At 69.8% G+C, this 13,307-nt stretch carries 15 protein-coding genes; 10 read left to right on the forward strand and 5 right to left on the reverse strand.

All coding sequences use genetic code 11. The annotated features are described in order from the left end of the window. Positions 1-30: 30 nt before the first annotated feature. The gene (locus IT072_RS06155) at positions 31-720 is read right to left on the reverse strand and encodes an Rv3235 family protein (protein WP_223360076.1); all 690 of its coding nucleotides are present in this window, start codon (positions 718-720) and stop codon (positions 31-33) included. Positions 721-994: 274 nt separating this feature from the next. On the opposite strand from IT072_RS06155, the gene IT072_RS06160 reads away from it, so the two are divergent. Then, positions 995-2,488: a sensor histidine kinase gene (locus IT072_RS06160; protein ID WP_223360077.1), complete on the forward strand. Its 1,494-nt coding sequence runs from the start codon at positions 995-997 to the stop codon at positions 2,486-2,488. 155 nt (positions 2,489-2,643) lie between these two features. Here IT072_RS06160 and IT072_RS06165 read toward each other — a convergent pair whose 3' ends face one another. Further along, positions 2,644-2,892 carry a WhiB family transcriptional regulator gene (locus IT072_RS06165; RefSeq protein WP_018190103.1) on the reverse strand — a complete coding sequence of 83 codons (249 nt, stop codon included), beginning with the start codon at positions 2,890-2,892 and terminating at the stop codon, positions 2,644-2,646. 225 nt (positions 2,893-3,117) lie between these two features. Here IT072_RS06165 and IT072_RS06170 point away from each other — a divergent pair, with 225 nt between their 5' ends. The 7 genes from IT072_RS06170 to IT072_RS06200 all read left to right on the forward strand — a co-directional run bounded on the left by IT072_RS06170 (position 3,118) and on the right by IT072_RS06200 (position 9,347). Further along, complete coding sequence (locus IT072_RS06170) at positions 3,118-3,525, forward strand: hypothetical protein (protein ID WP_223360078.1); 408 nt, start codon at positions 3,118-3,120, stop codon at positions 3,523-3,525. A 36-nt stretch (positions 3,526-3,561) separates the two neighbouring features. Then, positions 3,562-4,332: a DUF1684 domain-containing protein gene (locus IT072_RS06175; protein WP_223360079.1), complete on the forward strand. Its 771-nt coding sequence runs from the start codon at positions 3,562-3,564 to the stop codon at positions 4,330-4,332. 58 nt (positions 4,333-4,390) lie between these two features. Next, the gene (locus IT072_RS06180) at positions 4,391-5,893 is read left to right on the forward strand and encodes an ABC transporter substrate-binding protein (protein WP_223360080.1); all 1,503 of its coding nucleotides are present in this window, start codon (positions 4,391-4,393) and stop codon (positions 5,891-5,893) included. Positions 5,894-5,963: 70 nt separating this feature from the next. Further along, positions 5,964-6,926 carry an ABC transporter permease gene (locus IT072_RS06185; protein ID WP_223360081.1) on the forward strand — a complete coding sequence of 321 codons (963 nt, stop codon included), beginning with the start codon at positions 5,964-5,966 and terminating at the stop codon, positions 6,924-6,926. Beyond that, positions 6,923-7,798 (forward strand): ABC transporter permease, encoded by an 876-nt coding sequence (locus tag IT072_RS06190; RefSeq protein WP_223360082.1) that lies wholly within the window; start codon positions 6,923-6,925, stop codon positions 7,796-7,798. Before IT072_RS06185 ends, IT072_RS06190 begins: the two co-directional genes overlap by 4 nt. Beyond that, on the forward strand, positions 7,798-8,586 hold the full coding sequence (locus IT072_RS06195) for an ABC transporter ATP-binding protein (protein WP_223360083.1): 789 nt from the start codon (positions 7,798-7,800) through the stop codon (positions 8,584-8,586). Before IT072_RS06190 ends, IT072_RS06195 begins: the two co-directional genes overlap by 1 nt. Continuing rightward, complete coding sequence (locus IT072_RS06200; protein WP_223360084.1) at positions 8,583-9,347, forward strand: ABC transporter ATP-binding protein; 765 nt, start codon at positions 8,583-8,585, stop codon at positions 9,345-9,347. Before IT072_RS06195 ends, IT072_RS06200 begins: the two co-directional genes overlap by 4 nt. A 14-nt stretch (positions 9,348-9,361) precedes the next feature. Here the strand turns inward: IT072_RS06200 and bcp are convergent, their stop codons facing one another. Genes bcp through aroA form a run of 3 tightly spaced genes read right to left on the reverse strand, consistent with a single transcriptional unit; the run spans position 9,362 to position 12,272 of the window. Next, a complete protein-coding gene (bcp, locus tag IT072_RS06205) occupies positions 9,362-9,835 on the reverse strand; it encodes a thioredoxin-dependent thiol peroxidase (protein ID WP_223360085.1) in 474 nt (157 codons plus the stop codon). A 14-nt stretch (positions 9,836-9,849) separates the two neighbouring features. After that, a complete protein-coding gene (gene rsgA / locus IT072_RS06210) occupies positions 9,850-10,908 on the reverse strand; it encodes a ribosome small subunit-dependent GTPase A (RefSeq protein ID WP_223360086.1) in 1,059 nt (352 codons plus the stop codon). Beyond that, positions 10,905-12,272 carry a 3-phosphoshikimate 1-carboxyvinyltransferase gene (aroA, locus tag IT072_RS06215; protein WP_223360087.1) on the reverse strand — a complete coding sequence of 456 codons (1,368 nt, stop codon included), beginning with the start codon at positions 12,270-12,272 and terminating at the stop codon, positions 10,905-10,907. The genes rsgA and aroA overlap by 4 nt, the downstream gene beginning before the upstream one ends. Positions 12,273-12,449: 177 nt before the next feature. Between aroA and IT072_RS06220 the strand changes: the two genes are divergently transcribed. Further along, on the forward strand, positions 12,450-13,058 hold the full coding sequence (locus IT072_RS06220; RefSeq protein WP_223360088.1) for a sigma-70 family RNA polymerase sigma factor: 609 nt from the start codon (positions 12,450-12,452) through the stop codon (positions 13,056-13,058). After that, positions 13,055-13,300, forward strand: a complete 246-nt coding sequence (locus IT072_RS06225) for a zf-HC2 domain-containing protein (RefSeq protein WP_223360089.1) — start codon at positions 13,055-13,057, stop codon at positions 13,298-13,300. Before IT072_RS06220 ends, IT072_RS06225 begins: the two co-directional genes overlap by 4 nt. The last annotated feature ends 7 nt before the right edge of the window (positions 13,301-13,307 follow it).

Here is a 13,307-nt window from a genome sequence, read left to right on the forward strand (position 1 = left end):
TCCGGTGTCGTGCAGCTGATCCGGTCGGGGTCAGAGGACGCTGATGGCCGTCGCGCGCCAGCGGGAGCGGTGACGCTCGAGGCGCACGGCGACGGCGCGGGAGCGGGAGGTCTGGTGCACGACCACGACCGCCTCGATCACGCCGTCGGCGGGGCGACCGAGCACAGGAGCGCCGAGCCGGAAGCGCGGACGCATGGCCTCCTGCGCGGCGACGCTGCGGGCACGCGCGGCCAGCACCGTCCGCCGCAGGAGATGCAGGAAGACCGCGTCGGTGACCCAGCGGCCGATCTGGTCGAGCGCCCGCGCACCCGCGAGGATCTCGACGACGCAATGGGCGAGATTCAGGCAGAGGAGCTCCGGATCGTCGTCCAGGGCGGCCAGCGCGTCGTACGCGCCGGGATCCGACGTGGTCAGCGGAGGAGGCGGGACGGCGCGGGTGGCACGGGGTCGCTGTGACGTCGGCGGCCGAAGGTCGGCGGGCCGCGCGGGGGAGGCGTCCTCGGCTTCGTCTGCCTGAGTGCGTCCGGTGGCGGAGCGACTCGCGCCGCCCTCGACACCCCGCGGCTGTTCGCGATGGATCGTGGGACGGGCCGGACAGGACTTCTGGACGGCGCCGACCGGAGCGTTCGACCGGTCGTGTCGCGGCGAGGCCGTTCGCTCCGGGGCGTTCGTCCGCGCGGGAGCGGGCGAGCGGTCGGTCGTCGTCGCTGTGGTGGGCATGGGTCTCCTTGTGATGTGATTCGGTGTCGTGCTGCGTCGTCCGCTCCCGCGGGGAGGGGAGGCGGTGGAGACCGTCCGCCGCCGCGAGGACCGCGCTCACGGATGTCGACGCGCGCCGGATTCCCTGTGCTCACGGTTCCCCCCGATCGTCGACGGCCCCCGGCCGGTGTTCGCACGACCTCACTCAAGCAGCGGGGAGCGGGGGAGTCCAGGGCGTCGACGCGGGTGTGGATAACCGCCGTCAGGGCGCCGGGGGTCCGCCTACACTAGGGGGGTGTCGACGCTCAGTGATCTCATCCATGCCCAGGGTCGTTCGTCCGAGGCCGACGTGGAATGGCTCCACGGACTCGTCGGCGACTGGCAGCTGCTCGCCGACCTGGCGTTCGCCGACATCGTGCTGTGGGTGCCCACGTCCGACGATGACTTCGTCGCCGTCGCGCATGCGCGGCCGTCGAGCGCTGCGACGCTGTTCTACCGCGACTTCGTAGGGCAGCGCATCAAGCCGGAGTGGAAGCAGCAGGTGACCGACGCCTTCCGGACCAAGACGATCATCGACACGTCGGCCCCCGACTGGTACGAGGAGACTCCGACGCGCGTGCGTGCGGTTCCGGTCATCCGTCGCCTCACGGTGCACTCGCCCGACACGGCCGACGAGCCGATCGCGGTGATCACCCGGCACACCAACCTCAGCGAGGCGCGCACGCCGAGCCGGCAGGAGCTCGTGTTCAACGAGTGCGCCAACGACCTGTTCAGCATGATCGCCTCCGGCGACTTCCCCGACCTGGGCGCGCCGGCCGCCCCTCGGCGCGGCCAGCCGCGCGCCGCGGACGGGCTGATCCGTCTCGACGTCGACGGGATCACGACGTTCGCCAGCCCGAACGCCCTGAGCGCGTTCAACCGTATGGGCTTCACCGGCGAGCTGGAGGGTGAGTCGCTGGCGACGGTCACGACCGGCCTGGTGGTGGGCACGCTGACCGTCGACGAATCGCTCCCGCTCGTCGTGACCGGCCGCGCCCCGTGGCGGACCGACATCGAGGCACGCGGGGTGACGGTGTCGCTCCGCGCCATCCCGATCCGCAATCGCGGAGAGCGCGTCGGCGCGATCGTCCTCTGTCGCGACGTGTCGGAGCAGCGGCACCAGGAGCGTGAGCTCATCACCAAGGACGCGACGATCCGCGAGATCCACCACCGGGTCAAGAACAACCTGCAGACGGTCGCTTCGCTGCTGCGCATCCAGGCGCGCCGGACGCACTCGGAGGAGGCCCGCGAGGCTCTCAGCCAGGCGATGCGCCGAGTGGCGGCCATTGCGGTCGTGCACGACACGCTGTCGACCGGTCTGGCGCAGATCGTCGACTTCGACGACGTGTTCGACCGCGTCCTGCTGCTCGTCGCGGAGGTGGCCGCGAGCCACACCACGACGGTCCATCCCAAGAAGTCGGGCTCCTTCGGCACGCTGCCGAGCGAGTACGCGACGCCGCTGGCCCTGGCGCTGACCGAGCTGGTCACGAACGCCGTCGAGCACGGCCTCGCCGGCCGCGAGGGCCAGGTCGAGATCATCGCGAACCGCTCGGCGGAGTCGCTGACGGTCAAGGTCGTCGACAACGGGTCGGGACTGCCGGAGGGCAAGGTCGGCTCCGGTCTCGGCACGCAGATCGTGCGCACGCTCATCCAGGGCGAGCTCGGCGGAGCGATCGACTGGCACACGCTCATGGGGCAGGGCACCGAGGTGACCATCGAGGTCCCCCTGCGCTACCTCACGACGGTTTGACGCCGTCGGCGGCCCCTCGGCAAAAGAAAGGCCGAGGGGCGCTCCGCCTCGTCGGTGCTGTGCGGGGTGCTAGGTGTCCGTCCAGCTGGTGCGGAGCGCCGCCTCGGCGGTGCTGTGGTGCGATGAAGAGTCTGTGGTGTGGCGGTGCCGCGCGCTCAGGAAGCGCGGCGGGCGCGGGCGGCGCGACGCTTGAGAGCGCGGCGCTCGTCCTCTGAGAGGCCGCCCCAGACGCCCGAGTCCTGGCCGGTCTCGAGGGCGTACTGCAGGCAGATCTCGGTGACGGTGCACCGCGCGCAGACCGCCTTCGCCTTGTCGATCTGGTCGACGGCGGGTCCCGTGTTTCCGACGGGGAAGAAAAGCTCGGGGTCCGCGGTCAGGCAGGCGGCTTTGTCGCGCCAATCCATGAAGATATGCTCCTTGTTCGCTGAATGTCTCCTGGCCTGAGTGGCCTAGAATGCAGGTAAGCAGTCGGGTTACAGGGTTCTTCAGATCCGTTGGGGAAAAGACCTGCCCACCACCCTGTGAGCACTAACTCGACCTCCAATATGCTCCCATAGGGCCCAACTCGAATCAATAGTTTTGTATGGGATAACCCTGGGAACACATGACGGAAATAGTGGAGTGATATAGTGCCCGACTCGAACTCCCGACCGCCCGCGCTGATCGCCCTCGCGGTGATCCTGTTCCTGGAGGCCGCTCTGGTCACCGGGCTCGCCGGCTGGCTGCTCGTCGAACTGCTCACGGTGACACCCGAGTCGTTCGCGACCGCGATCGCGATCTTCATCCTGACGCTGCTCGCGGCGATCTGGGTCATCGTCACCGCCGCGGGCATCCTGCGGAGGCGCGGATGGGCACGCGCGTCGACGGTGACCATCCAGATCCTGCAGATCGCCGTCGCCGTCGGCTGTTTCCAGGGTCTCGTCGCGCGGCCGGACCTGGGCTGGGCGCTCCTCATCCCCGCCCTGGTCGCCGGAGTCCTCGCCCTCACGCCGTCCGTCGTCCGTGCCACGGTGCGCAACACAGAGCAACACGATTGAGCACGAGTCGGGAACAAGACGCAGACTGAGTGCGTTATGCCCGAAATCGTGACTGATCTCTCCGCCCCGCAGGCCCCCGCATTCACACCCTCTTCGCCCGCGTCCGTCGACGCGGCACGCGCCGGCTACGACGCATGGCGACAGGCGCGGCTCGCGAGCGTCGCCGCCCCGACCGGCAACCTCGCCCTCGTGGAGACGCGCTGGCTCGCACCCGACGATCAGACCACGGCGGAGGACGCGCTCGCCGGCCGGCCCGCCACCGTCACCGCCACGGAGCTGACCCGTCGCAACCTGGAGACCGGGGAGCCCGAGCGGGGAATCCGCCTGTGGGACGCCGACTCGCCGGCCATCCGGGCGTTCGAGACCATCGACGCGTTCCCGTTCGATCCGGAGTGGGTCGTCGAGGCCGAGTTCCGCCCGGTCGCGGCCGACCGCACGGTGCCCTTCGAGCACCTACGCGACAACGGGCTCACCCGCGATCTCGTCGTCCCCGGTGACATCACCTTCCGGCTCGACGGCGTCGACCACACCCTGAGCGCGTTCGACGACGACGGCACTCTTCTGCTCGTCTTCGCCGACGCCACCAACGGTGCGGAGGGGAACGACGGAACGTACGCGTCCGGGCGCTTCCTCTTCGTGCAGCGCGACGGAGACCGCGTCGTCCTGGACTTCAACCGCGCCTTCGTGCCTCCCTGCGGCTTCTCGGACCAGTACAACTGTCCGCTGCCGCCGCGGAACAACCGCTTCGCCGTGCCCGTCCTCGCGGGCGAGAAGCGCGTGGTGCTCCGCTCGGGCGGCGCGCGATAGCGCATCCGGTCCGTTCCACCCTTCCCTTCCCCCACCTCCACAGCACAGGAGAACTCCGTTGAGAAAGACCCCCCTGCTCGCCACTCTCGCGATCGGCATCGCCGCGGCGTTGACGCTCGCCGGATGCTCGGGCGCCTCGTCCTCCTCGTCGGCGTCCGGAACGGACGCGACGATCGCCGTCGGCTCGCAGAACGAGCCCGTCCACCTCGACAACACCGCCGGCAGCGGCAGCGGAGTCACGGAGGCGTTCAACGGCAACGTCTACGAGGGGCTGTTCAAGCTCACCGACGACGGCAAGGTCGAGCCGCTGCTCGCGACCAAGTACACCGCCAGCGAGGACGGCCTCACCTACACGTTCACGCTCCGCGAGGGCGTGAAGTTCCACGGCGGCTCCGCGTTCACCAGCGCCGACGTCAAGCGCAGCATCGAGCGCGTGACCGCCGCCGACTCGCAGTCGGCCCGCAAGTCGCAGCTCGCGGTGATCTCGGGCATCGAGACCCCCGACGCGCACACCGTCGTCATCACACTGAAGAACCGGTCGATCTCCCTCCCGTACAACCTCAGCTACGTGTGGATCTACGGTCCGGGCGTGAAGGACTACAAGACGGCGGAGGACGGCACCGGCCCCTACACGCTCGGCACGTGGAAGCGCGGCAGTTCGCTCAGCATCGAGCGCTGGAGCGGCTACTGGGGCGAGAAGGCGAAGAACAAGGAGGTCGTCTTCGACTACTTCACCGACGCCTCCGCTCTCTCCAACGCGCTCGTGACGAACCAGGTCGACATCGTCACCAACATCCAGAGCCCGGACGCGCTCGACCAGCTCAAGGGCAACACGGACTACACGATCAACGACGGCAAGTCGACGGTCAAGGAGCTCCTGGCGTTCAACGACCGCGTCGCGCCGTTCGACAAGGCTGAGGTCCGCAAGGCCGTGTACTCCGCGATCGACACCAAGAAGCTCCTCAACTCGATCTGGGGCGACTACGGCACCCTGATCGGCTCGATGGTCCCGCCGAGCGACCCCTGGTACGAGGACCTCACCACGGTGAACCCCTACGACACGGCCCTCGCGAAGAAGGAGCTCGCCGACGCGGGCTATGCGAACGGCTTCACGTTCACGCTCGACACCCCGAGCTACGACCCGCACCCCGCCGTCGCCGAGTTCGTGAAGAGCGAGCTCGCCAAGGTGGGCATCACCGTGAACATCAACACCATCTCGGCGGACGAGTGGTACTCGAAGGTGTTCAAGGAGAAGAACTTCGAGGCGACCCTCCAGGAGCATGTGAACGACCGCGACGTGGTCTGGTACGGGAACCCCGACTTCTACTGGGGCTACGACAACCCGCAGGTCACCCAGTGGGTGGACGAGGCCGAGCAGTCCTCGACCACCGCCGAGCAGACCGCGAAGCTGAAGCTGGTCAACGAGCAGATCGCGAAGGACGCTGCGAGCGTGTGGCTATACCTCACGCCGCAGATCGTCGTCGCCTCCAGCGACCTCTCCGGCTATACCGTCAACGGGCTGAACTCGACCTTCTACACGTACGACATCGTCAAGAAGTAGCGCCGAGAGCACACCCTCCTCGCCCGGGGAGTCCGTGACGGACTCCCCGGGCCTCTACGCTGAAAACACCATGGCCCCGTATCTGTTGCGTCGCACCGCGTTCCTCGTGGTGTCGCTGCTGCTCGCCATGGTGGTCCTGTTCTTCCTCCTGCGCGTGCTCCCGGGCGACCCGGCGAATGCGCTGCTGTCGGTCAACGCGACCCCGGAGCAGATCGCAGCCGCCCAGAAGCAGGTGGGCAGCGACAAGCCGCTGATCGACCAGTTCTTCGCCTGGTTCGGCAGCCTGCTGCGGCTCGACCTCGGCACGTCCTTCATCAGCTCTCTGCCGGTCGGGCCCGAGATCGTCTCCCGGCTGGCGGTCACCATCCCGCTGACACTGCTGTCGTTCGCTCTCGCGCTCGTCCTCGCCCTCCCGATCGGATTCGTCGCGGCGTGGAAGGCCGACCGCTGGTACGGCATCGCCCTCTCCGCGTTCTCGCAGCTCGGGATCGCCGTGCCGGTGTTCTGGGTCGGCATCCTGCTGGTCAGCGTCTTCTCGATCAACCTCCGCTGGTTCCCCTCGGGCGGCTTCCCGCGCGACGACTGGGCCGATCCGGCGGCGGCGCTGGAGTCGCTCGCGCTGCCGATCATCACCATCGCCATCGTGATGAGCGCCTCCATCGCGCGATACGTCCGCAGCGCGACGCTCGACGTGATCGGGAGCGACTACCTGCGCAACTCGCGGGCGCTCGGGTCGACCTTCGGCGGGGCGATGTGGCGGCACGGCGTGCGCAATGGAGCCGTGCCGGTCATCTCCATCCTGGGCATCGAGCTCGCCACGACCTTCCTCGGCGCCGTCGTCGTCGAGAGCGTCTTCACCCTGCCCGGGCTGGGGAGCATGCTGCTGCGGGCGATCGAGCAGCACGACTTCCAGAGCATCCAGGGCATCCTCTTCGTCTCGACGTTCGCCGTGCTGATCATCGGTTTCGCCGCCGATGTGGTGCAGCGCCTCGTCGACCCGCGCCTGCGGCACAGCATCTCGGGGAACCGATGAGCGCGGTCGTCGATCAGGCGGCGGCGCAGGGCGCCGCACCGCAGCGGCGCGGCCGACGGCGTGCCCGCCGTTCGGTGACCCTCGGGATCGGGCTGACGCTCGTCGGACTGATCGCGCTCGTCGCACTGGTCTCGTTCTTCTGGCTGCCCTACGCGCCCAGCGACACGTCGGGCGGGAGGCTCGAGCACCCCGGGCCGGAGCACTGGCTGGGCACCGACAAGCTCGGGCGCGACCTCCTGTCGCAGCTGATGGTCGGCGCTCGCATCGCCCTGGCCGTCGGGCTCGGCTCGGTCGCGATCGGCGCGCTCATCGGCGTGACGATCGGTCTTCTCGCGGCGTTCGCCTCGACGTGGCTCGACGACACCATCTCCGCCGTGCTGGACATCCTGATCGCCTTCCCGACGCTCCTGCTCGCCATGCTCATCGTGGCGGCGCAGGGCGCCTCGCTCGGCACGGCGATCCTTGCGATCGGGCTGGCGATGTCTGCCGTCATCGCGCGTCTCACCCGCGTGCTCGCCAAGCGTGTGCTGGGGCACCAGTACGTCACGGCCGCGCGCACGTCCGGCACAGGCTGGCCCGGCGTGGTCGGCCGGCACGTGCTGCCGAACATCTGGCCGACGCTGCTGGTCAATCTGGCGCTGCAATTCGGCATCGCGGTGCTCGCCGAGGCGAGCCTGTCGTATCTGGGCCTGGGTGCACCGCCGCCGAACGCATCGTGGGGCCGCCTGCTGCAGGAGGCCCAGGGCACTGTGGCGGTCGCCCCGGTCGGCGCCATCGCGCCCGGCGTCGCGCTGGTCGTGCTTGTGATCGGCGTCAACCTGGTCGCAGACGGTCTCCGTGACGTCGCCGACCCGACGAGGAGGCGCTCCTGATGATCCTCGACGTGAGATCCCTCTCCGTGGCGGCGCGCGACGGCGCACCACTCGTGCGCGACATCTCCTTCTCTCTGGCGGCCGGGGAGCGGCTGAGCCTGATCGGCGAGTCCGGTTCCGGCAAATCGCTGACGTCGTTCGCGGTGGCCGGCCTCGTGCCGGACGGCCTGACCGCCGCGGGATCGGTGGAGCTCGACGGTGTGCAGGTCGTCGGGGCGAAGGAACGCGATCTGGTCCCGCTGCGCGGACGTGTCGTGTCGTTCGTCTTCCAGGAGCCGCTGACCGCGCTCGATCCGCTGATGCGACTCGGGCAGCAGGTCGCGGAGCCGCTGCGCCGCCACCTCGGCCTGCGCGGGAGCGCGCTCCGAACGGCGGTGCGCGAGGCCCTCGACGAGGTGCGGTTGCCGGATCCCGACCGCATCGCGCGTGCCTACCCGCACGAGATCTCCGGCGGTCAGCGGCAGCGCGTCGCGATCGCTGCAGCGCTCGCCTGCCGCCCCCGGCTGCTGATCGCGGACGAGCCGACGACCGCGCTCGATGTCACCGTGCAGGCCGATGTGCTCGCCCTGCTCGACTCCCTCGTCGCCGAGCGCGCGATGGCGCTGCTGTTCGTCAGCCACGACCTCGCCGTCGTGTCCCGCATGACCGATCGCGCTCTGGTGCTGCGCGGAGGGCGCGTGGTGGAGGAAGGCAGCATCCAGCGCCTCCTCGACGCGCCGACGGACCCGTACACGATCGAGCTCGTGCGCAGCGCCCGGGAGCTCGACGCCGCCCTGGAGGTGGAATGACCGCCATCCTCGAGCTCCGCGACGCAGGCTTCCGCTATCGCCGCGCCACCGCTCCCGCGCTGGAGGGCGTGTCGCTGAGCGTGGAAGAGGGACGCAGCGTCGGTCTCGTCGGCGAGTCCGGCGCGGGCAAGACCACCGCCCTCTCGCTCCTGCTCGGCCTCAGCAGCCCGAGCAGCGGCGCCGTGCTCTTCGACGGCGCCCCTCTCGACCGCCGGGATGGACGGGTCATGCGCGTGTTCCGGCGGAGCGTGCAGACGGTCTTCCAGGACCCCTACTCCTCGCTCGACCCGCGCCAGAGCGTCGGCCGCATCGTGGGCGAGCCGCTCGCGTCGCTCCGGATCGCGTCGGGAGCCGACGCCCGCGACCGTGTCGCCGCGGCGCTCGAAGCCGTGGCTCTTCCCGCGGATGCGGCCGGACGCTACCCGCACGAGTTCTCCGGCGGGCAGCGGCAGCGCATCGCGATCGCCCGCGCGATCGTGTCGCGGCCGCGGGTGCTCTTGGCCGACGAGCCGGTGAGCGCCCTCGACGTGACGACGCGCGTCCAGATCGTCGAGTTGCTCGGCCGGCTGGCCGAGCAGGACGGCATGACCGTCGTCATGGTGTCGCACGATCTCAGTGTCGTGGCGTCGCTCTGCGCCGAGACCGTCGTGCTCCGCGGCGGACGGGTGGTGGAGCAGGGGCCGACCAGGGCGGTGCTGCGCACCCCGGCCGACCCCTACACGCAGCGCCTGCTCGCGTCGGTTCCCCGCCTCCCGGCCTGAGCGGGTCTGCGGGTCTAGTCGAGGCCGAGCTTCTTGCGGAGCGACGCCACGTGGCCCGTCGCCTTCACGTTGTAGAGCGGCAGGCGCACCGAGCCGTCGGGGTCGATCACGAACGTCGAGCGGATGACGCCCTGCACCACCTTGCCGTAGAGCTTCTTCTCGCCATAGGCGCCGTACGCGTTGTGGACGGCGAGGTCCTCATCGGAGAGCAGCGGGAAGTTGAGGCCCTCCTGCTCCTGGAACTTCTTGTTCTGTGCCGGGGCGTCCTTCGAGATGCCGATGACCTGGTAGCCGGCCGACTTCAGCGAGTTGAGGTTGTCGCGGAAGTCGCACGCCTCCTTCGTGCACCCCGGCGTCATCGCCGCGGGATAGAAGTAGACGATCACGTTCTTCCCGGCGTAGTCGCCGAGGGAGACGGGGGAGCCGTCCTGGTCGGTCAGGGTGAACGCGGGGGCCGGCCGGCCGGCTTCGAGTCGCACGTCAGTCATGCGTCCATTCTCGCTCAGCGCGCGAAGGTCGTGAGCAATCTCTGGAGGGAGTCGAGCCGTGCGCGCCCCGCCTCGCCCAGGGCGCCGGCCTCCACTGCCTCCACGATGGCGCAGTCCGGAGCGTCCGGCAGGTGGGTGCAGCCGCGCGGGCAGTCCTCCGCCAGCTCGGCGAGGTCGGTGAACGATTTCAGGATGCTGTCCGTGTTCACGTGCCCGAGCCCGAACGAGCGCACGCCGGGGGTGTCGATCACCCAGCCGTGTCCCTCGCGGCTCTCGACGCGGAGCGAGACGGTGGACGAGGAGGTGTGCCGGCCTCGCCCGGTGACGACGTTGACATGGCCTGTCGCTCGGCGTGCGCCGGGCACGAGCTCGTTGACCAGGGTCGACTTGCCCACACCCGAATGGCCGACGACGACCGTGTCGTGACCCACCAGAGCCGCCCGGATCTCGTCGACCGGGATGCGGTCCTCACGACTGGTGAAAACCGGCAGGTCGAGTCCGGCGAAGTTCGCGAGGAACGGGGCCGGATCGGCGAGGTCGATCTTCGTCACGCACAGCATGGGCGCGATCCCGGCGTCGTACGCGGCGACCAGGTAGCGGTCCACGAGTCGCGTGCGCGGCTCGGGGTTGGCGGCCGCGACGACGATGAGCATCTGATCGGCGTTCGCCACGATCACCCGCTCCACATCGTCGGTGTCGTCGGCGCTGCGGCGCAGAAGGGTCGAGCGCTCCTCGATCCGCACGATGCGGGCGAGGGTGCCCTCCTCCCCGGTGGTGTCGCCCACGACGGCCACGCGGTCCCCGTTCACGATCGGCTGGCGGCGCAGCTCGCTGGCTCGGGCGGCGACGGCCTGGCGTTCGTCGTCGGTGTCCTCATCGAGGAGCACGGTGTATCGGCCGCGGTCCACGCCCAGCACCCGCGCGATCTGCGCGTCGGAGTGCCCGGGCCGCGTCTTCGTGCGCGGCCGGTTGCCCTTCGGGTTCGGCCGCGAGCGGACGCTCGACTCGTCGAAGGCGTCGTACTCGTCGTCGTCGTCGCCGTCGTCCCACCAGGCCCCCGTGTTCTCCGTCACTGAGTAGCGGTGCCTTCCGCGAGCATCCGCGTCCACAGCTGGGTGAACTGAGGCAGGGTCTTCGCCGTCGTGGCGACGTTCTCGATCTCGACGCCCGGGACGACCAGTCCGACGATGGCGCCGGCGGTCGCCATGCGGTGGTCTTCGTAGCTGCGCCACACGCCGCCGTGCAGCGGCCGCGGCTCGATGCGCAGGCCGTCCTCCAGCTCGGTGACCGCACCGCCGAGGCCGTTGATCTCGGCGGCCAGAGCCGCCAGCCTGTCGGTCTCGTGGTGGCGGATGTGCCCGATGCCGGTGATCTCGCTCGGCCCGTTCGCGAGAGCGGCGATGGCGACGAGTGCCGGGGCGAGCTCGCCGCCGGTGGTGAGGTCGAGCTGCACGGGGCGGATGCGCTCGGGCCCGGCGACCGTCAACCGGTCGCCCTCGCGCGTCACGGTCGCGCCGAACAGAGGCAGCAGTTCCGCCAGGTCGGCGCCCACCTGCGTGGTCGACTCCGGCCAGCCGGTGATGGTCACCGTGCCGCCGGTGACAACCGCGGCCGCGAGGAACGGCGCCGCATTGGAGAGATCGGGCTCGATGTCGACGTCCCGCGCGGCGATGGCGCCCGGCCGTACGACCCAGCGTCCCACCTCGGGCGACTCGACCTCGACGCCGCGGGCCGCCAGGGTGGCGATGGTCATCTCGATGTGCGGGAGGCTCGGGAGGCGCTCGCCGGAGTGGGTGAGGTCGAGGCCCTCAGTGAAACGGCTCGCCGAGAGCAGCAGCGCGCTGACGAACTGGCTGGAGCTGGAGGCGTCGACACTGATCGCGCCTCCGGCGACCGAACCCGTCCCGTGCACCGTGAACGGGAGCGAGCCGCGGCCGTCGTCGTTCACATCGACGCCGAGCGCCCGGAGGGCCGCGATGATCGCCCCCATGGGCCGACCGCGCGCGGAGTCGTCCGCGTCGAACGACGTCGGCCCGAGGGCCAGACCCGCGATCGGGGGGACGAAGCGCATGACGGTGCCCGCCTGGCCGCATTCGATCGTGGTGCTGCCGAGCAACTCCTCCGCGGGCGTGACGAGGAGGTCGGCGCCGAACTCGCTGTCGCCGTGCTTCTCGTCGATGCCGACGCCGAGAGAGCGCAGCGCCTCGATCATGTTGGCGCTGTCTCGCGAGTGCAAGGGAGCCCGCAGCAGCGAGGGCCCGTCGGCGAGGGCCGCGAGCACGAGCTCGCGCGCGGTGAGCGATTTGGATCCGGGGAGCGACACCGACGAGGAGACCGGCCCGGACGCGACGGGCGCGGGCCACAGCGTGTTCGGCTCCTCCGTGCGGGCGTCGCCGTACGGGTCGAAGTCGGGAGCGGAATATTTCGAGATCAGCATTGTTGTCAAGGGTATCCGTGTTCCCGACCGAAGGAAGGACATCCCGTGGCATCCAGGACCGCCGTTCTCGACGCTCCCCGCGCGACGACACGTCGCGTGCCCCTCGGGACCCGATCCCTCCGCCGCTCGGACACCCGTCGAGACGTCGTGGCGGCGGCACAACTAGACTTGCCCCCGATGAGCACCGAAACCGAGGACAGCGGTCGCCTCTTCGAGGAGCAGGCCCTGCCGTTCATGGACCAGCTGTACGCAGCGGCCCTCCGCATGACCAGGAATCCGTCGGACGCACAGGACCTGGTCCAGGAGACGTATGTCAAGGCGTACGCCGCCTTCGCGCAGTTCCAGCAGGGCACGAACCTCAAGGCGTGGCTGTACCGCATCCTCACCAACACGTTCATCAACACCTATCGCAAGAAGCAGCGCGAGCCGTATCAGGGGACGATCGACGAGCTCGAGGACTGGCAGCTGGGAGGCGCGGAGTCGATCTCCGCGTCGTCCAGCCGCTCGGCCGAGGCGGAGGCGATCGACCATCTGCCCGACAGCGCCGTCAAGGACGCGCTGCAGGCCATCCCGGAGGACTTCCGGCTGGCCGTCTACCTCGCCGACGTGGAGGGGTTCTCCTACCAGGAGATCGCCGACATCATGAAGACCCCCATCGGCACGGTGATGAGCCGGCTGCACCGCGGTCGCAAGATGCTGCGGGAACTCCTCACCGACTACGCGCATGAGCGCGGGCTCTCTGCTGTCCAGCCCGCCGCCGTGCAGACCACCAGGAGCACGAAATGACGGACTGCGGCTGCGAGAAGGCCAAGAAAGACCTCGAGGAATACCTGCGCAACGAGTTGTGCCGCGAAGATGCGGCGGACATCCGGGAGCACCTCGCGAACTGCGACGGGTGCACGAACGAGGCGCACCTCAACGTGGTGCTGACCGAGGTCGTGCAGCGGGCGTGCAAGGAGACCGCGCCGGAGACGCTGCGCACCGAGGTGCTGCTGCGCATCCGGTCGTTCCAGGCGACCGCCCACTGACGACCGC

This window comes from Leifsonia sp. ZF2019 (assembly GCF_019924635.1).
Taxonomy (GTDB): domain Bacteria; phylum Actinomycetota; class Actinomycetes; order Actinomycetales; family Microbacteriaceae; genus Leifsonia.

Bases quoted from the DNA above. Each gene is read 5' to 3' on its own strand.
- IT072_RS06155 (WP_223360076.1), bottom strand. From the start codon at position 720: ATGCCCACCACAGCGACGACGACCGACCGCTCGCCCGCTCCCGCGCGG.
- IT072_RS06165 (WP_018190103.1), bottom strand. From the start codon at position 2,892: ATGGATTGGCGCGACAAAGCCGCCTGCCTGACCGCGGACCCCGAGCTT.
- IT072_RS06175 (WP_223360079.1), top strand. From the start codon at position 3,562: ATGCCCGAAATCGTGACTGATCTCTCCGCCCCGCAGGCCCCCGCATTC.
- IT072_RS06185 (WP_223360081.1), top strand. From the start codon at position 5,964: ATGGCCCCGTATCTGTTGCGTCGCACCGCGTTCCTCGTGGTGTCGCTG.
- IT072_RS06190 (WP_223360082.1), top strand. From the start codon at position 6,923: ATGAGCGCGGTCGTCGATCAGGCGGCGGCGCAGGGCGCCGCACCGCAG.
- IT072_RS06195 (WP_223360083.1), top strand. From the start codon at position 7,798: ATGATCCTCGACGTGAGATCCCTCTCCGTGGCGGCGCGCGACGGCGCA.
- IT072_RS06200 (WP_223360084.1), top strand. From the start codon at position 8,583: ATGACCGCCATCCTCGAGCTCCGCGACGCAGGCTTCCGCTATCGCCGC.
- bcp (WP_223360085.1), bottom strand. From the start codon at position 9,835: ATGACTGACGTGCGACTCGAAGCCGGCCGGCCGGCCCCCGCGTTCACC.
- aroA (WP_223360087.1), bottom strand. From the start codon at position 12,272: ATGCTGATCTCGAAATATTCCGCTCCCGACTTCGACCCGTACGGCGAC.
- IT072_RS06220 (WP_223360088.1), top strand. From the start codon at position 12,450: ATGAGCACCGAAACCGAGGACAGCGGTCGCCTCTTCGAGGAGCAGGCC.
- IT072_RS06225 (WP_223360089.1), top strand. From the start codon at position 13,055: ATGACGGACTGCGGCTGCGAGAAGGCCAAGAAAGACCTCGAGGAATAC.